Raw genomic sequence first — 16820 nt, 5'->3', positions numbered from 1 at the left:
CTGGATTGCTTCGCTTCGCTCGCAATGACGTCGTCACTTATCTTCCCATGTCGGCGTGCGCTTCTCGATGAAGGCCTTGATGCCTTCCTCGGCATCGCGCGCCATCATGTTCTCGGTCATCACCTCGGCCGCATAGCGATAGGCATCCGCAAGGCTCATCTCGGCCTGGCGGTAGAAGGCCTCCTTGCCGAGCTTGACGGTGTAGGCGGATTTCAGCGCGACCTGTTCCGCGAGCGCAATCGCGGCATTGCGTTCGCTGCCGGCTGCGACAACGCGGTTGACGAGGCCGATCTCTCGCGCACGCTGAGCCGGGATCGGCTCGCCGGTGAGCAGCATTTCCATCGCCTGCTTGCGCGGCACGTTGCGCGACAGCGCGACCATCGGCGTCGAGCAGAACAGGCCGATGTCGACGCCGGGCGTGGCGAAGCTCGCAGCTTCCGATGCGATCGCAAGATCGCAGCTTGCGACGAGCTGGCAGCCGGCGGCGGTCGCAATCCCCTGGACGGCAGCGACCACGGGCTTGGGCAGACGCACGATCGCCTGCATCATCGCGCTGCAGGCATTCATGATCTCTGCGAAATAGGCGCGGCCGCGATCGGGATCGCTGCGGCGCGCAGTCAATTCCTTCAGGTCGTGGCCGGCGGAAAAGGCCGGCCCGTTGGCGGCGATGACAGCGGCGCGGATGCGCTTGTCCTCGGCAATCGCGTTGAAGCTCGCATGCAGCTGGCCAATCATCGCCTCCGACAGGCTGTTGCGTGCGGCCGGTCGGTTCAGCGTGAGCACGGCGACGGTGCCGAAGATCTCCCGCAGCAGGATCGGCGGTTCCGGGGAGGGGGTGCGGGCGCGCTGGACGGACATTGAAGATTCCGCTTGGGATATTGCAGTTGGATGACGCAGATAACTTAATGTAACAGGCAACGTGAATCGAGGGTGAGGGGTGGCATGGCGCTGGCGAAAATGAGCGTGACGGAGCTCGAGCAGTTTCTCCGCGGGGAATTCCCCCAGGCCTTCAGCGGCGACGACATCACCATCGAAAGTGCCGACGGGCAGATCTCGCTGCTGCGCCAGCGCTATAGCGAAAGGATGCTGCGGCCGGGTGGAACCGTGTCGGGGCCGACGCTGATGGCGCTCGCCGATTTTGCCATGTACGTGGTGCTGCTGTCTGCGATCGGGCCGATCGGGCTCGCGGTCACCACCAATCTCAACATCAATTTCCTGCGCAGGGGCCAGCCTGGGCAGGACGTGCTGGCGGAGGCTCGGCTTCTGAAGCTCGGCAAGCGTCTGGCGGTTGGAGAGGTGAACCTGCTTTCGGGCACCTCGCCCGACCCGATCGCCCATGTCACATCGACCTATTCCATTCCAAATGTTTGAACATTTCTGAGGTAATATAGAACCATATTTTTAAATAATTGATTTTACTTAGTTTATTTCTCTTGGTGGGCATTGACCGGCGCGCGTCACTTCTCTAGAAACCGCGCACACCGGCGCGTCGTTCGCGCCGTCATCTCCCCGTCCACGGAAATTCAAACATGAAAACCTTTTCGGCAAAGCCCGCCGAGGTGACGAAGAAGTGGGTGTTGATCGACGCCAAGGGTCTGGTTGTCGGCCGTCTCGCCACCATCGTCGCCATGCGGCTGCGCGGCAAGCACCTCCCGACCTACACCCCGCACGTTGATTGCGGCGACAACGTCATCATCATCAATGCTGCGCACGCGGTCCTGACCGGCCGCAAGCGTGAGCAGAAGACCTATTACAAGCACACCGGCTATGTCGGCCACGTCAAGGAGCGCACCGCGCGCCAGATCCTCGAGGGCCGTCATCCCGAGCGCGTGCTCGAGAAGGCCGTCGAGCGCATGATCCCCCGCGGTCCGCTCGGTCGCGTCCAGATGGGCAACCTCCGAGTCTATGGCGGCGCCGATCATCCGCACGAGGCGCAGAGCCCCGAGAAGCTCGACATCGCCAAGTTGAACCGCAAGAACACGAGGGCCGCATAACATGGCCGAAACCATCCAGTCGCTCGACCAGCTCGCGCAGCTCAAGACGGCCGCGCCCGAGGCGCCCAAGCACGAGAAGAAGGTCGACAAGCTCAACCGCGCCTATGCCACCGGCAAGCGCAAGGACGCGGTCGCCCGCGTGTGGATCAAGCCGGGCGCCGGCAAGATCATGGTCAACTCGCGCGAGGTCGAGGTCTATTTCGCCCGCCCCGTGCTGCGCATGATGATCCAGCAGCCGCTGGTCGCTGCGCAACGCAATGGCCAGTACGACGTGATCTGCACCGTCGCCGGCGGCGGTCTCTCCGGTCAGGCCGGCGCCGTCCGCCACGGCATCTCGAAGGCGCTGACGCATTTCGAGCCGGAGCTGCGCGGCGTGCTCAAGAAGGGCGGCTTCCTGACCCGCGACTCCCGCGTGGTCGAGCGCAAGAAGTACGGTAAGGCGAAGGCCCGCCGGTCCTTCCAATTCTCCAAGCGCTAACCGCTTCGGTAAAATTCGTCGCGAAAGCGGCTTCAATGAAATGCAAAAGGGCGCTGATTTCAGCGCCCTTTTTGTTGCTCGTTTGTATGCAAATTGAGCCGGTGTTTTTCCGAAAAGTTGCGTCCGCATGAAAACCTGAATGGAACTCGCGGGACCTAGCGTCGCAATCGGAAGGACGCGCGATCGGGCTGATCGCGTAACGGCTTGGTTTCAAAGGGGGCTGACATGATGTCGCTCGATAGCATCACGCTATATCTGGTTGCCACCATGGTCGCCGCACTGCTCGGCGCCATGATGGTGTTCTTCGGCACGCAGGAGAAAAGCCCGGCGCTGAAATGGTGGGGCACCGCCTATCTCTTCGGCGCGGCCTCAGTCGCGCTCTGGACGGCCGCCGGTGACAAGCTCGGCGCGCAGCTCTATCTCGCGCTGAACGCCGTCGGCTTCATCGCCTGCGGCATGGTCTGGAACGCCGCACGCATCTTCCACGGCCGCAAGCCGAACTGGCCCGGACTTCTCTTCGGTGCGTTCGGCTGGGCTGCGGCGGTGACGCTGCTCGATCCGGCCGCCGCGACGCTGCGCATGTTGATCGGCGCCGGCATCGTCTCGGGCTACGCAGCGTTGACCGCGGGCGAGCTCTGGTCCGAGCGGCGCAAGAGCCTGCAACGAGGCTGGCCAGTCTTCGCCGTGCCGATCATGCATGGGTGCGTGCTGATGATGCCGGTCCTGATCGGCAGCTTGCTGCGGCCGAACGATCCGCAGTTCTCCACCAGCATCTGGGTCACCGTGTTTGCGGTCGAGCTCATCCTCTACGCCGTCGGCACCGTGTTCGTGATCTTCATGCTGGTGTCCGAGCGCACGGTGACTGCGCACAAGACCGCTGCATCGATGGATCCGCTGACCGGAATGTTCAACCGGCGCGGCTTTGCGGAAGCCTGCTCGCGCGTCATCGAGCGCGAGGCCAAGGCAGGGCGGCCCGTGACCGTCATGATCTTCGACATCGACCACTTCAAGTCGATCAACGACCGCTTCGGCCATCCGGCGGGCGACGAGATGCTCAAGCTGTTCTCGACCGTCGTGACCACCAATCTGCGCATCTCCGACCTGTCGGGCCGGATCGGCGGCGAGGAGTTCGCGGCGCTGTTGCCGTGCTCGCTGGAGGAGGGCGTGCTGGTCGCCGAGCGCGTGCGCGAGGCGTTCGAGACTTCGGGCATCGTCGTCGAGGAGGGCCCGGTGGACACCACCGTCAGCATCGGGGTTGCCGGTGGTCCGGCCGGCACCGAGCTCGAGGTGCTGCTGGCCGCCGCCGACACCGCGCTCTATCAGGCCAAGCGCGGCGGCCGCAATCGCGTCGAGGCCGCTGAAGAGCTGCCGCTGTCGCTGGAGAACTGGCGCCGCCAGACTGCCGCGCGGCCGCCGGTGCCGCGGGCTGTGACGGCGTAGGTTGCGACAGGGCCCACCGGTAAGGCGGTGTTTACCATCAGCGCCCTACCATCGTGGTGATGGAGTCGATCCGCCAACAGACCTCGCAAGCCGCTCTGGTGTCGCTCGAAGCGGCCGCGGCATCCGCGCGCGGCGGCTTCGCCTGCATCTTCTCGACGTCGGATGAATATGAGATGGCGCTGATCACCGAGCGCCGTGCCCAGGGGCGCTACGCGCAGAACCGTGGTCTCTGGTCCCTGATCCTCTTTGCGGCTTGCGCGGCAACGGTTGCAGCTGCGGTCTTGTTGCTCGGTTGAGAGAGCCGGGCCTCTTGATCGACCAGGGCGCCGGATCGGCGGCTTTTTCTTTTTGGCGGGCTGCGCTAGATACGCCTGTCAACAAGAAGGGGTGGAAACAATGATTACCGAGATCGCGCAAATCGACGTCAAGCCGGGCACCGAGAAGGATTTCGAGGCGGCGGTGGCCAAGGCCAAGGCCGCGTTCGGCCGCTCCAAGGGCTTTCACGGCTTCGAACTGCACAAGTCGATCGAGAAGCCGCAGCGCTACCGGTTGATGGTGAAGTGGGAGACGCTGGAGAACCACACCGTCGACTTCCGCGGCTCGGAGAATTTCACCGAATGGCGCGGCCTCGTCGGTCAGTATTTTGCCGCACCGCCCGAGGTCGAGCATACCAATACGGTGGTGACGACGGCCTGAGCTGCCTCACGCCGCCGCGGCCGGCGCGTCGTAGCTCTTGAAATGATCGAGCAAGACCTTGGCGATGGCGACCAGCGGGAGCGCCAGCGCCAGGCCCCAGATGCCGAAGACGACGCCGAGCAGGATCTGGAACGCGAACAGCGTGGCCGGTGGAATGTCGAGCGCCTGTCGCTGCAGGATCGGCGTCAGCACATAGCTCTCCATCGCGTGGACGCCGAGAAACAGGATCAGGGCGGAGAGCGCGGCGACCCAGCCTGACGCGATGCTCGCCAGCACCACGATCACGCCGGCGATGATGGCGCCGACGGTCGGGATGAAGGCGAGCAGACCCGCCTGAATCCCCAGGATGAACGAGCCGGGGATGCCGATGATGGCAAGCCCGATCCAGGTCACCACGCCGACCGCAACCATGACGATGATCTGCGCGATCAGCCAGCGCTCCAGCGTCTCGCTGATGCGGTCGATGAGGACGGTGGCAAGCGGGCGATGCCTGGCCGGTGCGATGAACAGAAGCCCATCGTGATAGACGCTGGGCTGCGCCGCGAAGGCCAACCCTAAGAACAGCACGATGAAGAAGTTGCCGACGGCGCTGATCGTGCCGAGCAGCAGCTTGAGGGTCTGGCTCACGATTGCACCGCCGCTGGAGGCCAGCGCACCGGCACCGGGAAGGCCGGGGTGCGGGGTTGACGCGCTTGGCGCCGTTTCCGAGCCGGACGGCGTCGCGTTCGCGGAGGGAGCGTTGCCGATGTCGAAGAAGCTGGTGTCGATGCCATGGCTCTCGAGGAAGGCTTTGACGGTGACGAGCTGCGCCTTGATGGTATTGCTGAGCGCCGAGGCCTGCTCGGCGATGGTCGCGCCGCCAAGATAGGCCACGCCCGCGAGCATCACCGCGAGCACGATGCAGACGATCCCAAGCCGGAACGGATGCGGCAGGCCGACATGGCGTCCGAGCGCGTTGGTCAGCGCGTTGAGACCGACGCCGAGCAGCATGCCCGTGAAGATCAAGAGCAGCGTTGCGGCGAAATACCATGTGAAGACCATGACTGCTGCAAACAGCACGATACCGATGCCGCCGACCGCGATCGCCCAGGCCAGATCGTTACGGGTCCGGGATCGTTCATCTGCGGGCATCGTCACATGGTTTCCTTTGCGCGGACTGCGTGCACGGCACTCTTTCGCGAAATCCCACCGCGGATCAAGCCGGTACCCGCTTGCCGGTTCGTACCCGCTTGCCGGTTTGACGCGTCCAGGACCATGGCTGGGCCCTGCGAACGGTCCCCTCGAGCCGCCAAGGCTCGGCCCGCGGCACGGATCGGGGCGGTTGGAGCCTCAATTGCGCGTCCAGTGGGCATTCAGGCGAAAATAGCATTGCCGTCCCGCGATCCCTTCGGTTGAAAATGTTCCATCCGATGGGCATGTTTGGAGAATCTTCTCGGCGGGGAGGTCGGAACGGGAGATGAAAAAGCCGGTCGTCGGCGTGATCGGGAATTCCCATCGCGTCGAAAATCGATTTCAGGTCCAGATGGTCGGCGAGCGAAACTTGCGCGCCGTGGCCGAGGTCTCCGGCGGCTTGCCGCTGATGTTTGCGGGTTCGCCCGACATCACCGATATCGGTGCGCTGCTCGATTGCGTCGATGGCATCGTGCTCACCGGCGCCCGTGCCAACGTCCACCCCACGCGCTTCAACGTCGATCCGTGCCAGAAGCATGAGCCCTACGACATCCATCGCGACGAGGTCGCGCTGGCGCTCTCGCTCGCCTGCGTCGCCCGCGGCATCCCGCTGTTCGGCATTTGCCGCGGCCTTCAGGAGATGAACGTCGCCTTCGGCGGCTCGCTGCACCCCGAGATCCGCGAATTGCCCGGCCGCATGAACCACCGCATGCCAAGGCTTGAGAACGGTGAGATCCATCCTGATCCCACCGTCGTGTTCGCTGACCGCCACGAGGTCGATCTCACCCCGGGCGGCGCCTTCGCCAAAATTCTCGGCTGCGAGAAGATCAAGGTCAATTCGCTGCACGGTCAGGGCATTCTGGAGCCGGGCAAGCGCGTCCTGATCGAAGGCGTCGCCGAGGACGGCACCATCGAGGCGATCCGTATCGCCGAAGCACCGGCCTTTGCGCTCGGCGTGCAATGGCACGCCGAATACGACCCGCAGCGCAATCCGATCAACCGTAAGATCTTTCAGGCGTTCGGCGAGGCGCTCTTGGCACGGCAGCGGGCGACGGCGTAACGCGCAAAGTGCGGCGGAGAAGGCATGCGCCGTTTGATGAGCGGGCGGGATGGGTTGAGCGATCATTGGAATCGCTATCGAGGCGGCGATCCGTGGCGATGACTGGGCGTCAGCCGTGGGTGAAATCGCCGGGTCTCAGTCCGAGCGCCTTAACAGCGACCTCCGGAAGCGGTCCATATGCTTCGACCCGCTCATTCGGGGCCATCATGGCGGCGATGATTGAGGTGGCCTTCGCCGGATCTCCTTCGGCCACAAAGAAAACCGAGCGGACGGGCGCGCCGCCGCCCAAAGGCTCAGTTGTCACCAGCACAACCTGACCATTCGCCATGGTCTCCTATACCTCCGTTACAACCTCGTTTCCATCGATCGTATCGATCGATCATCACCAAAGTGGCGGTGCGGCAGCGACCAGCCGCGCTGGAGCTAATCCTCTGGAAGTATTGCATCGTGTAGGCACAAACACCACCTGACTGAGTTGTAGAAGGCACAATCGCTCCGGGAGTGAGAGCGTGGCCAGCCGAAGGGTCAGCCAGGATTTGCCTGTCATCGCGCGCTTCGAGGTGCTTCGTCGCAATTACCTCGCGCCGGACGGCTCGATCCAGCGGCCGCTTCCTGCCTTCGCCTCCGACGCCAAGCTCCTGATCGCGCTTTACCGATCGATGGTGCTGCTGCGCCTGTTCGACCGAAAGGCTGTTGCGTTGCAGCGCACTGGCCGGCTCGGGACTTATGCCGTTTCGCTTGGTCAGGAGGCTGTATCGGTCGGGGTAGCCAGTGCGATGCGGGAAGAGGATGTGCTGTTGCCGTCCTATCGCGACAATGGCGCGCTGCTCTGGCGTGGCGTGAAATTGGAGGAAATCCTCCTGTTCTGGGGTGGCGACGAACGCGGCAACCGGTTTTCAGGACCGATTCACGATTTCCCATTCTGCGTTCCGGTCGGCTCCCAGGCGCCGCATGCCGCCGGGGTCGCCTACGCCCTCAAGCTGCGCAAGGAACCGCGCGTCGCCGTCTGCCTCTTCGGCGATGGCGCCACCTCGAAAGGTGACGTCTACGAAGCAATGAACTTCGCCGGCGTACACAAACTGCCGCTCGTCTTTGTGGTGGCCAACAATCAATGGGCCATTTCTGTACCACTCCGTCTGCAGACGGCTTGCGAAACGCTGGCACAAAAGGCGATCGCCGCAGGCTTCGCCGGTGAGCAGGTCGACGGCAGCGACGTGGTGGCGATGCGGGCCGCTGCCGAAGAGGCCATTGTTGCGGCTCGGGAGGGCAATGGTCCCCGCTTGATCGAGGCGGTCACCTACCGCCTCGGTGATCATACGACCTCCGACGACGCAGCGCGCTACCGTTTGGCCGAGGAAGTCCAGGCGCGTTGGAAGGAGGAGCCGATCGCCCGGCTGCGGGCTTATCTCGTCGCCCAGAAGATGTGGGGCAAGGCGCAGGAGGAGCAACTCGCCGCCGACTGCCATGAGCACGTCGAGGCGGCGGCCGAACGCTATCTGGCAACGGCGCCGCGCGAGCCGGAAACAATGTTCGATCACCTCTATGCCGATCTGCCCGAGGTCTATGCCGCGCAACGCCGCGAACTCGTGGGAGAGCGCGATGCCTGAGGCGACGTTGGTGGAAGCCATCAACCTGGCGCTCGGACGCGCGATGCAGGATGATCCCGACGTTGTCGTGCTTGGCGAAGATGTCGGCGTCAATGGAGGCGTCTTTCGCGCGACCGCGGGCCTGCAGAAGCGTTTTGGCGCGGAACGCGTCCTCGACACGCCCCTGGCCGAGCTACTGATCAGCGGGCTCTGCGTCGGCATGGCTGCGCAGGGGCTGAAACCCGTGGGCGAGATCCAGTTCATGGGATTCATCTACCCCTGCATCGACCAGTTGGTGAATCATGCGTCGCGACTGCGCAACCGGACGCAAGGACGGCTCACCTGTCCAATGGTTCTGCGCACGCCGCACGGGGCCGGCATCCGCGCACCCGAGCATCATTCCGAAAGCACCGAGGCGATGCTCGCCCATATTCCCGGCTTGCGCGTCGTCATGCCGTCGTCGCCGGAACGCGCCTATGGACTGCTGCTTGCCGCCATCCGAGATCCCGATCCCGTGGTATTTCTGGAGCCGACGCGCCTGTACCGCTCGGCCAAAGGCGAGGTGGAAGACAATGGCGAAGCCTTGCCGCTGGATGTCGCCTTTGTCCTGAGGGAGGGGCGCGACCTCACGCTGATCAGTTGGGGCGCCATGCTGAAGGAGACCATGGCTGCGGCCGATGCGCTGGCGAGTGAAGGCATCGCCGCCGAGGTCATCGATCTTGCTACGCTCAAGCCTTACGATGAAGACACCGTACTCGGTTCGGTCGCAAAGACCGGTCGCTGCGTCATCGTGCACGAGGCGGCTCGCACTGGCGGATTTGGCGCCGAGATCGCTGCGACGATCGCCGAACGTCGCCTGTCCTCACTGCTTGCGCCCGTCACCCGCGTCACCGGCTACGATACCGTCGTCCCGATGGCTCGCCTCGAGCAATACTACATGCCCTCGGTCGAACGCATCATGACCGCGGCGCGCAAGGTCTGCCAGTTCAGCTAGGTTTTGGGGCCCATGCGTCAGTTCACGCTGCCGGATCTGGGAGAAGGCCTCGAGGAGGCGGAGATCGTCAGCTGGTATGTCGGCGAAGGCGATCACGTCGTCACCGATCAACCGCTGCTTTCGGTCGAGACCGACAAGGCGGTCGTTGAGATTCCGTCGCCGTCGAGCGGGCGTATCGCGCGCGTGTTTGGCGCCAAGGGCGATATCGTGAAAGTCGGCACGCCGTTGGTCGAATTTGCCGAGGGCGCCGAACAGGACACTGGCACCATTGTTGGCGAGCTCGGCGGCGGCGAAACCGCGCGGGCGGCAACGATCGCTGGTGCGCAACCGGCCCGACAGCAGCCTCAAGTATTCCCCGCGGTACGCGCGCTCGCGCAAAAGCTTGGCGTCGCGCTCGAACTCGTCGAGGGCACAGGCCCCGACGGAACCATCACGCGACTCGACGTCGAACGGGCTGCGAAGGGGACGTCCGACACGGGACCTGCGGAGCCGCTGCGCGGGATGCGGCGCGCCATGGCGCAACGCATGGCGGCATCCCATGCCGAGATCGTCCCCGCGACTGTCACCGATGAAGCCGACATCGACGATTGGCGGCAGGGCGAGGACGTGACGATCCGACTCGCGCGGGCGATCGCGGCTGCCTGCAGAGCCGCCCCCGCACTCAATGCGTGGTACGATTCCGGCACGGGGCAACGGCGGCTGATCGATCGCGTCGATCTTGGCATCGCCGTCGATACCGAGGGAGGCCTCATCGTTCCCGTGCTGCGCAACATCGCCGCGCGCGAGGTATCCGACTTGCGGGCCGGCCTCGATCGTCTGCGAGCGGACGCCATCGCACGCGCGATACCTCCGGAAGAGCTGCGCGGTGCGACGATTACTCTGTCGAACTTCGGAATGATCGGAGGTCGGTTCGCCAATCTGATCATTGTGCCGCCGCAGGCTGCAATCGTAGGGGCCGGCCGGATCTCGCAGCGGGCGGTCGCGCATCGCGGCCAGCTCGCGATCAGGCGACTCCTGCCATTGTCGCTCACCTTCGACCATCGCGTCGTGACCGGTGGCGAAGCTGCGCGCTTCCTCGTTGCACTCAGGTCGGACCTCGAGCAGGCGTCATGAACCGCGCGATCTGCGTAGCGCTCGCAGGAAGGCTCTTTCGGCCAAATTGAAGCCATCGCACTGCACAACGATCCGCATGGTCCCCAATTCCGAAATGCTGGGCGTTGAGGTTCCGGAATGGAACGCCATATGTTTGGCAAGGGAGCCCTTGCCGTGCAGACCATGAAGGCGGCCCTCGTTGCGGCGATTGGCATCGCCGCTCTGCTTGTTCTTCTCCTTCCCGGCGTCGCTGAGGAGAAGGGCCACCTTGCACTCACGATTTCGATCGACGGAGCCATCGGACCGGCCTCGGCCAGCTATGTAAAGGAGGCCTTGGTCAAGGCCACTGAACGAGGCGCTGAAGTTGTCGTCTTGCGGATGAACACCCCGGGCGGTCTCAACTCCAGCATGCGCGAGATCATCGCCGATGTACTCGCCTCGCCTGTCCCGGTCGTCGGTTACGTCGCTCCCTCCGGAGCCCATGCGGCGAGTGCCGGGACCTATATCCTCTACGCGACCCACATCGCGGCGATGGCGCCAGGCACGAATATCGGTGCCGCGACGCCGGTTCAGATCGGCGGACCGCTGCCGGGTCTGCCGGGCGGCACGCCGGACAAGGACAGTAAGAAAGAGGGCGAGCCCAAGGACGCGATGACGGCCAAGGTGACCAACGACGCGGTGGCCTTCATCCGCAGCCTCGCCGAACTGCGCAACCACAACGCCGATTGGGCCGAGAAGGCGGTCCGCGAGGCTGCGACCCTCTCTGCCAACGGCGCGTTGCAGGCCCATGTCATCGACTTGATCGCACGCGATCCGGCCGAATTGCTCAGGGAAGTCGACGGTCGCGTTGTGGAGGTCGCGGGCGGCAAGATGCAACGCCTGGCGACGAAGGATGCCGTCGTTGAGACAATCGACCCCGGATGGATTTCCCGATTCCTTGCTGTCGTCACCGATCCCAATGTCGCTCTGATCCTCCTTATGGTCGGTGTCTACGGGATCATCTTCGAATTCGTATCGCCCGGCGCGGTCGCCCCCGGGGTCGTCGGGACGATCTGCCTGCTGATCGGCCTCTATGCCCTCAATCTGCTGCCGATCAACTATGCCGGCCTCGGGCTGATGCTGGTCGGGATCGCGCTCCTGGCCATCGAGGCCTTCAACCCGACCGTCGTGATCGGCCTTGGAGGGATCGTCGCCTTTGTGCTGGGGGCGGTCATGCTGGTCAGGGACGAGGCGCCGGGGTACCGCCTCTCGTGGTCGGTCATCGGCATTGTGGCGGCGATGTTCACCGGCTTTGTGCTCGTCGTGTTCGGCTCGCTTCGGCGCGCCCGCAAGGGGACGGTCCTGGTCGGCGCACAAGCCATGCAGGGACTGCCCGCCGAGGTTCTCGACTGGAGCGAGAACGAGGGTCACGTCTTTGCACACGGCGAACGCTGGCTGGCGCGCGGCGTTGAAGCCTTCGAGCCGGGCGACGTGGTTGAAGTCGCCAATGTCGTTGATCTGACGCTGGTGGTGCGCCGCGCGCCAGCTCCGTCCGGCGAGGGAGGTCCTAAATCATGATGCTTGATTATCTGACTTATGCAGCGCTTGCGCTGATCATCATCATATTTCTCACCCAGGCCATTCGCGTTCTCAGGGAATACGAGCGCGGCGTGATCTTCACGCTCGGTCGCTTCACCGGCGTCAAGGGGCCGGGCCTCATCATCTTGATTCCGATCGTGCAGCAGCTCGTCAAGGTCGATCTCCGCGTCATGGTGCAGGTCGTGCCGCCGCAGGACGTGATTTCACGCGACAACGTGTCTGTGAAGGTCAACGCCGTTCTGTACTTCCGCATCGTCGACCCCGAGCGCGCCATCATCAGGGTCAGCGATTACATGACAGCGACGAGCCAGCTCGCGCAGACCACTTTGCGCTCGGTGCTAGGCAAGCATGAGCTCGACGAAATGCTCGCAGAACGCGACAGGTTGAACGCCGATATTCAGGAGATCCTGGACAAGCAGACCGACGTCTGGGGCATCAAGGTCACCGCCATCGAGATCAAGGACGTCGACATCAACGAAACCATGGTACGCGCGATCGCCAAGCAGGCCGAGGCGGAGCGGCTGCGACGGGCCAAGGTGATCAACGCGATGGGTGAGCAGCAGGCAGCCGAGAAGCTGGTCGAAGCCGGCCGAATCCTGGCCCAGGAGCCGCAGGCAATGCAGCTACGTTACTTCGCGGCACTCCACGATATCGCTGGCGAACGGTCGTCCACTGTCGTCTTTCCGCTGCCGATGGGACTATTTGACCACCTGATTCCGCGACGCGAGGCAACATGACCACTTCCGCCTCACGGGATCGGTGCCGCAACACATGAAAAACGAAAAGGCGCCCCTCTCGGAGCGCCTTTTGCTTGTCGTATTCCGCGAGCTGCTCAGCCCGAGTAGTACATCTCGAACTCGACCGGGTGCGGGGTCATCTCGAAGCGCTCGACTTCGGTCATCTTCAGCTCGATGTAGCTGTCGATGAAGTCGTCGTCGAACACGCCGCCGGCCTTCAGGAAGGCGCGGTCCTTGTCGAGGTTCTCGAGCGCCTCGCGCAAGCTGCCGCACACGGTCGGGATCGCCTTCAGCTCTTCCTTCGGAAGGTCATAGAGATCCTTGTCCATTGCCGGGCCCGGATCGAGCTTGTTCTTCACGCCGTCGAGGCCGGCCATCAGCATCGCGGCGAAGCCGAGATAGGGGTTGGCGAGCGGATCGGGGAAGCGCACCTCGACGCGCTTGGCCTTGGGCGAAGCGGTGTAGGGGATGCGGCAGGAGGCCGAGCGGTTGCGCGCGGAGTACGCGAGCAGCACCGGCGCCTCATAGCCCGGGACCAGACGCTTATAGGAGTTGGTCGTCGGGTTGGTGAAGGCGTTGATCGCCTTGGCGTGCTTGATGACGCCGGCGATGTAGGACAGGCAGGTCTCCGACAGGTCGGAGTACTTGTTGCCCGCGAATACCGGCTTGCCGTCCTTCCAGATCGACTGGTGCACGTGCATGCCCGAGCCGTTGTCGCCAAACACCGGCTTCGGCATGAAGGTGGCGGTCTTGCCGTAGATGTGGGCGACCTGGTGGATGCAGTATTTGTAGATCTGCAAGTGGTCGGCCATCAGCGTGAGCGTGTCGAACTTCATGCCGAGCTCGTGCTGGGCGGAAGCAACCTCGTGGTGATGCTTCTCGACCTTCACGCCCATCTTGGCCATGGCGCCCAGCATCTCCGAGCGCATGTCCTGCACGGAATCCTGCGGCGGCACCGGGAAGTAGCCCATCTTGGTGCGGATGCGGTGGCCGAGATTGCCGCCCTCATATTCGGTGTCGGAGTTGGTCGGGAACTCCGAGGAGTCGAGCCTGAAGCCGGTGTTGTAGGGCGTCGCCGAATAGCGCACGTCATCGAACACGAAGAACTCGGCTTCGGGACCGACAAAGACGGTGTCGCCGATGCCCATCGACTTCACCATCGCCTCGGCCTTCTTGGCGATGCCGCGGGGATCGCGGTTGTAGGCCTCGCCGGTGGTCGGCTCGAGCACGTCGCAGACCAGGATCATGGTGGTCTCGGCGAAGAACGGGTCGATCGTCGCGGTAACCGGGTCGGGCATCAGGCACATGTCGGACTCGTTGATCGCCTTCCAACCGGCGATCGAGGAACCGTCGAACATCAGCCCTTCAGCGAACGAATCCTCCTCGATCATGCCGGCATCGAAGGTCACGTGCTGCCACTTGCCGCGCGGATCGGTGAAGCGCAGGTCGACGTACTTGACGTCGTTGTCCTTGATCGATTTCAGGACGTCTTTGGCGGTCTTCATGCATACCCCTTTTGGCTCTGCGGGTCGGTTTCCAGATGAGCAAGATTATTCTCGCCTTGTGGCGAGTTCGCGCGCTTGCACAAACGAAATCAGGCCGCCGAAGCAGCCTTCTTTCTAGTTAGAGTGTCGCAAAATGCGGGATAGCACCCGGCTCAGATAGCGTCCAGCCCGGATTCGCCGGTCCGGATGCGGATGGCTTCCTCGATGTTGGAGACGAAAATCTTGCCGTCGCCGATGCGCCCGGTCTGTGCCGCACGACGGATCGCGTCGATCGCGCGCTCGACCAGGTCGTCGCCGATCACGATTTCGATTTTGACCTTGGGCAGGAAGTCCACGATGTATTCTGCGCCGCGGTAGAGTTCGGCATGGCCCTTCTGGCGTCCGAAGCCCTTGGCTTCGGTGACGGTAATGCCTTGCAGTCCGACTTCCTGGAGCGCCTCTTTCACCTCGTCGAGCTTGAACGGCTTGATGATGGCTTCGATTTTCTTCACTGCGCGCCTCCCGGCATTTCGATCAAATAGCAACGTCTTCCTCAGGATGCGCTTTGTCTTCGCGCGGAGTTGTCCTCGCTGTCCCAGCTGCCTGACCAGCCCGGGCGACGGCCGGTCACACCCGGAAAGACCAGTGAGCACGACGAACCGAAGCGGCTTCCTCGAAAGCAGGGTCTATGCCAAGTTGCAAATGCCCTGATTTTTGGAGCGTTATCAGCCCTTTAACGAGCATCTCGGAAGGTGGGACCAACCAGTCCAAAATAGCGAAGACTACGAAATAGGCAAATGGTTCAATCTGTGTGCAGGTTGTTGGGTTTCGGTCCGGGATCGACACGGAAACTGCCTGTTGAAAAGGCGTTTGTACCAGGGAAGTGGCATGGAAGTTCTGACCAACGCTGAAATGCAGCGGGCCGACCAGCTCAGCATCGCGGCCGGCACGCCCGGTTTCAAGTTGATGCTGAGCGCCGGCCAGGCGATCGCCCAAGCCGCGAGCGCGCTGGCGGCGGAGGGGCAGATCCTGGTGGTCGCGGGTCCCGGCAACAATGGCGGCGACGGCTTTGTCGCCGCGGCCGAGCTCGCCGCCCAAGGTCGCGAGGTCTCGGTCATCCTGATGTGCGAGCGCGACCAGCTCCAGGGCGATGCGGCCTCCGCCGCGCGCGGCTGGAAGCATCCGCTCCTGCCGTTCAATCCGCAGGCGATCGGCAGGCCCGCGCTGATCATCGATGCGCTGTTCGGCGCCGGCCTCAGCCGACCGCTCGAAGGTGAGGCGCGCGAGATGATCGAGGCGATCAATGCCAACGGCGCGCCGGTGCTCGCCGTCGACCTGCCGAGCGGCATCAACGGAACCAGCGCAAGCGTGATGGGTGTTGCGGTCAACGCCACCGAGACGGTCACCTTCTTCCGCAAGAAGCCGGCGCATCTTCTGTTGCCCGGCCGGATCCATTGCGGCCGCGTGCATGTCGCCGACATCGGCATCGACGATCAGGTGCTTCACGAAATCAGGCCGCAGCTCTTCGAGAACGATCCGGACTTTTGGGGGGCGACCTTTCCGGTGCCGCGGATCGACGGCCACAAATACGCGCGCGGCCACGTGCTCGCGGTTTCCGGCGATGCGGCGGCAACCGGCGCCGCACGCCTCGCCGCGCGCGGCGCACTGCGCGCCGGAGCCGGGCTCGTAACCCTGGCATCGCCGCGCGATGCGCTCGCGATCAATGCGAGCGCGTTGACGGCAGTGATGGTTCGGCCCGTCGACACCGCGATCGAGTTCGGCGAGCTCCTCTCCGACAAGCGCTACACGACCTGCATCATCGGTCCCGGCGCAGGCACGGGGACGCGCACCTGCGACTTCGTCCACACGGCGCTCACAGCCCAGCGCCACCTCGTGCTCGATGCGGATGCGCTGACGAGCTTTGCCGCCAATCCTGAACGGCTCTTTGAATCGATCAAGTCGTCGCACGACGCCGAGGTCGTGCTCACGCCACATGAGGGCGAGTTTCCGCGCCTGTTCTCCGACCTCAGCAACAAGCATCCCGGCCGCTCAAAGCTCGAGCGCGTCCGTGCCGCCGCCGAACGCTGCGGCGCCGTGGTGCTGCTGAAGGGACCGGACACCACCATCGCCGCGCCTGATGGCCGCGCCACCATCGCCGCCAACGCGCCGCCCTGGCTCGCGACGGCCGGCGCCGGCGACGTGCTCTCGGGCATTATCGCGGGCCTGCTTGCGCAGGGCGTCGCCGCGTTCGACGCCGCGAGCATCGGCGTCTGGATGCATGGTGAGGCGGCGAGCGAAGCGGGTCCGGGACTGATCGCGGAAGACCTGACTGAGACGCTGCCGGCGGTGCACCGGCGGATCTATGACGCGCTGGGCGTGGAGTACTAAAGCATGATCCGGAAAAGTGTGAAGCGGTTTTCCCTCGCGACAAACGCGGAACGCGTTTGCGCGGAGACCATGCGCAAACAACCACCTAAAGCGCGATGACGATTCATCCCAATCTCATCGTGC

General features: G+C 63.9%; 18 protein-coding genes. 13 read left to right on the top strand and 5 right to left on the bottom strand.

The genetic code is table 11. From position 1 onward, the window contains the following. Positions 1 to 33: 33 nt before the first annotated feature. Positions 34 to 858 carry an enoyl-CoA hydratase gene (locus QA640_RS25715; RefSeq protein ID WP_283035717.1) on the bottom strand — a complete coding sequence of 275 codons (825 nt, stop codon included), beginning with the start codon at positions 856 to 858 and terminating at the stop codon, positions 34 to 36. A gap of 84 nt (positions 859 to 942) precedes the next feature. On the opposite strand from QA640_RS25715, the gene QA640_RS25710 reads away from it, so the two are divergent. From QA640_RS25710 to QA640_RS25685, 6 genes are all read left to right on the top strand, one after another. Next, positions 943 to 1371: a PaaI family thioesterase gene (locus QA640_RS25710; protein ID WP_283035716.1), complete on the top strand. Its 429-nt coding sequence runs from the start codon at positions 943 to 945 to the stop codon at positions 1369 to 1371. 158 nt (positions 1372 to 1529) lie between these two features. Beyond that, complete coding sequence (rplM, locus tag QA640_RS25705; RefSeq protein WP_283035715.1) at positions 1530 to 1994, top strand: 50S ribosomal protein L13; 465 nt, start codon at positions 1530 to 1532, stop codon at positions 1992 to 1994. Position 1995: 1 nt separating this feature from the next. Beyond that, complete coding sequence (rpsI, locus tag QA640_RS25700; RefSeq protein WP_283035714.1) at positions 1996 to 2472, top strand: 30S ribosomal protein S9; 477 nt, start codon at positions 1996 to 1998, stop codon at positions 2470 to 2472. A gap of 225 nt (positions 2473 to 2697) precedes the next feature. After that, entirely contained in the window at positions 2698 to 3912 is a 1215-nt protein-coding gene (locus QA640_RS25695) for a GGDEF domain-containing protein (RefSeq protein ID WP_283035713.1), read from the top strand. A gap of 59 nt (positions 3913 to 3971) precedes the next feature. Further along, entirely contained in the window at positions 3972 to 4208 is a 237-nt protein-coding gene (locus QA640_RS25690; RefSeq protein ID WP_283035712.1) for a hypothetical protein, read from the top strand. A 100-nt stretch (positions 4209 to 4308) separates the two neighbouring features. Then, positions 4309 to 4608, top strand: coding sequence for an antibiotic biosynthesis monooxygenase family protein (locus QA640_RS25685; protein WP_254095619.1), 300 nt, complete (start codon positions 4309 to 4311; stop codon positions 4606 to 4608). Between the two features lie 6 nt (positions 4609 to 4614). On the opposite strand, the gene QA640_RS25680 is transcribed toward QA640_RS25685, so the two are convergent. Beyond that, complete coding sequence (locus QA640_RS25680; RefSeq protein WP_283035711.1) at positions 4615 to 5745, bottom strand: AI-2E family transporter; 1131 nt, start codon at positions 5743 to 5745, stop codon at positions 4615 to 4617. 319 nt (positions 5746 to 6064) lie between these two features. Here QA640_RS25680 and QA640_RS25675 point away from each other — a divergent pair, with 319 nt between their 5' ends. Beyond that, the gene (locus QA640_RS25675) at positions 6065 to 6838 is read left to right on the top strand and encodes a gamma-glutamyl-gamma-aminobutyrate hydrolase family protein (RefSeq protein WP_283035710.1); all 774 of its coding nucleotides are present in this window, start codon (positions 6065 to 6067) and stop codon (positions 6836 to 6838) included. Positions 6839 to 6947: 109 nt separating this feature from the next. On the opposite strand, the gene QA640_RS25670 is transcribed toward QA640_RS25675, so the two are convergent. Beyond that, a complete protein-coding gene (locus tag QA640_RS25670; protein WP_283035709.1) occupies positions 6948 to 7166 on the bottom strand; it encodes a hypothetical protein in 219 nt (72 codons plus the stop codon). A 181-nt stretch (positions 7167 to 7347) separates the two neighbouring features. Between QA640_RS25670 and pdhA the strand changes: the two genes are divergently transcribed. From pdhA to QA640_RS25645, 5 genes are all read left to right on the top strand, one after another. Continuing rightward, a complete protein-coding gene (pdhA, locus tag QA640_RS25665) occupies positions 7348 to 8445 on the top strand; it encodes a pyruvate dehydrogenase (acetyl-transferring) E1 component subunit alpha (RefSeq protein ID WP_283035708.1) in 1098 nt (365 codons plus the stop codon). Next, on the top strand, positions 8438 to 9418 hold the full coding sequence (locus QA640_RS25660) for an alpha-ketoacid dehydrogenase subunit beta (RefSeq protein ID WP_283035707.1): 981 nt from the start codon (positions 8438 to 8440) through the stop codon (positions 9416 to 9418). Before pdhA ends, QA640_RS25660 begins: the two co-directional genes overlap by 8 nt. A gap of 12 nt (positions 9419 to 9430) precedes the next feature. Further along, positions 9431 to 10531 carry a dihydrolipoamide acetyltransferase family protein gene (locus QA640_RS25655; protein ID WP_283035706.1) on the top strand — a complete coding sequence of 367 codons (1101 nt, stop codon included), beginning with the start codon at positions 9431 to 9433 and terminating at the stop codon, positions 10529 to 10531. A 153-nt stretch (positions 10532 to 10684) separates the two neighbouring features. Further along, entirely contained in the window at positions 10685 to 12067 is a 1383-nt protein-coding gene (locus QA640_RS25650; RefSeq protein WP_283042885.1) for a nodulation protein NfeD, read from the top strand. Next, the gene (locus tag QA640_RS25645) at positions 12064 to 12825 is read left to right on the top strand and encodes a slipin family protein (RefSeq protein ID WP_283035705.1); all 762 of its coding nucleotides are present in this window, start codon (positions 12064 to 12066) and stop codon (positions 12823 to 12825) included. The genes QA640_RS25650 and QA640_RS25645 overlap by 4 nt, the downstream gene beginning before the upstream one ends. A 95-nt stretch (positions 12826 to 12920) precedes the next feature. On the opposite strand, the gene glnA is transcribed toward QA640_RS25645, so the two are convergent. Both glnA and QA640_RS25635 read right to left on the bottom strand, forming a co-directional pair. After that, complete coding sequence (gene glnA, locus QA640_RS25640; protein WP_283035704.1) at positions 12921 to 14330, bottom strand: type I glutamate--ammonia ligase; 1410 nt, start codon at positions 14328 to 14330, stop codon at positions 12921 to 12923. A 152-nt stretch (positions 14331 to 14482) separates the two neighbouring features. Beyond that, the gene (locus QA640_RS25635) at positions 14483 to 14821 is read right to left on the bottom strand and encodes a P-II family nitrogen regulator (protein WP_007603495.1); all 339 of its coding nucleotides are present in this window, start codon (positions 14819 to 14821) and stop codon (positions 14483 to 14485) included. A 376-nt stretch (positions 14822 to 15197) separates the two neighbouring features. On the opposite strand from QA640_RS25635, the gene QA640_RS25630 reads away from it, so the two are divergent. After that, positions 15198 to 16697, top strand: coding sequence for an NAD(P)H-hydrate dehydratase (locus tag QA640_RS25630; protein WP_283035703.1), 1500 nt, complete (start codon positions 15198 to 15200; stop codon positions 16695 to 16697). The last annotated feature ends 123 nt before the right edge of the window (positions 16698 to 16820 follow it).

The sequence above is a fragment of the Bradyrhizobium sp. CB82 genome, from assembly GCF_029714405.1.
GTDB lineage: Bacteria > Pseudomonadota > Alphaproteobacteria > Rhizobiales > Xanthobacteraceae > Bradyrhizobium.
The sequence above is the reverse complement of the archived record's forward strand: the minus strand, read 5'-3'. Positions and strand labels throughout refer to the sequence as shown.

Bases quoted from the DNA above. Each gene is read 5' to 3' on its own strand.
- QA640_RS25645 (WP_283035705.1), top strand. From the start codon at position 12,064: ATGATGCTTGATTATCTGACTTATGCAGCGCTTGCGCTGATCATCATC.
- QA640_RS25675 (WP_283035710.1), top strand. From the start codon at position 6,065: ATGAAAAAGCCGGTCGTCGGCGTGATCGGGAATTCCCATCGCGTCGAA.
- glnA (WP_283035704.1), bottom strand. From the start codon at position 14,330: ATGAAGACCGCCAAAGACGTCCTGAAATCGATCAAGGACAACGACGTC.
- rplM (WP_283035715.1), top strand. From the start codon at position 1,530: ATGAAAACCTTTTCGGCAAAGCCCGCCGAGGTGACGAAGAAGTGGGTG.
- QA640_RS25690 (WP_283035712.1), top strand. From the start codon at position 3,972: ATGGAGTCGATCCGCCAACAGACCTCGCAAGCCGCTCTGGTGTCGCTC.
- QA640_RS25655 (WP_283035706.1), top strand. From the start codon at position 9,431: ATGCGTCAGTTCACGCTGCCGGATCTGGGAGAAGGCCTCGAGGAGGCG.
- QA640_RS25660 (WP_283035707.1), top strand. From the start codon at position 8,438: ATGCCTGAGGCGACGTTGGTGGAAGCCATCAACCTGGCGCTCGGACGC.
- rpsI (WP_283035714.1), top strand. From the start codon at position 1,996: ATGGCCGAAACCATCCAGTCGCTCGACCAGCTCGCGCAGCTCAAGACG.
- QA640_RS25710 (WP_283035716.1), top strand. From the start codon at position 943: ATGGCGCTGGCGAAAATGAGCGTGACGGAGCTCGAGCAGTTTCTCCGC.
- QA640_RS25695 (WP_283035713.1), top strand. From the start codon at position 2,698: ATGATGTCGCTCGATAGCATCACGCTATATCTGGTTGCCACCATGGTC.
- QA640_RS25630 (WP_283035703.1), top strand. From the start codon at position 15,198: ATGGAAGTTCTGACCAACGCTGAAATGCAGCGGGCCGACCAGCTCAGC.
- QA640_RS25670 (WP_283035709.1), bottom strand. From the start codon at position 7,166: ATGGCGAATGGTCAGGTTGTGCTGGTGACAACTGAGCCTTTGGGCGGC.
- QA640_RS25685 (WP_254095619.1), top strand. From the start codon at position 4,309: ATGATTACCGAGATCGCGCAAATCGACGTCAAGCCGGGCACCGAGAAG.
- QA640_RS25715 (WP_283035717.1), bottom strand. From the start codon at position 858: ATGTCCGTCCAGCGCGCCCGCACCCCCTCCCCGGAACCGCCGATCCTG.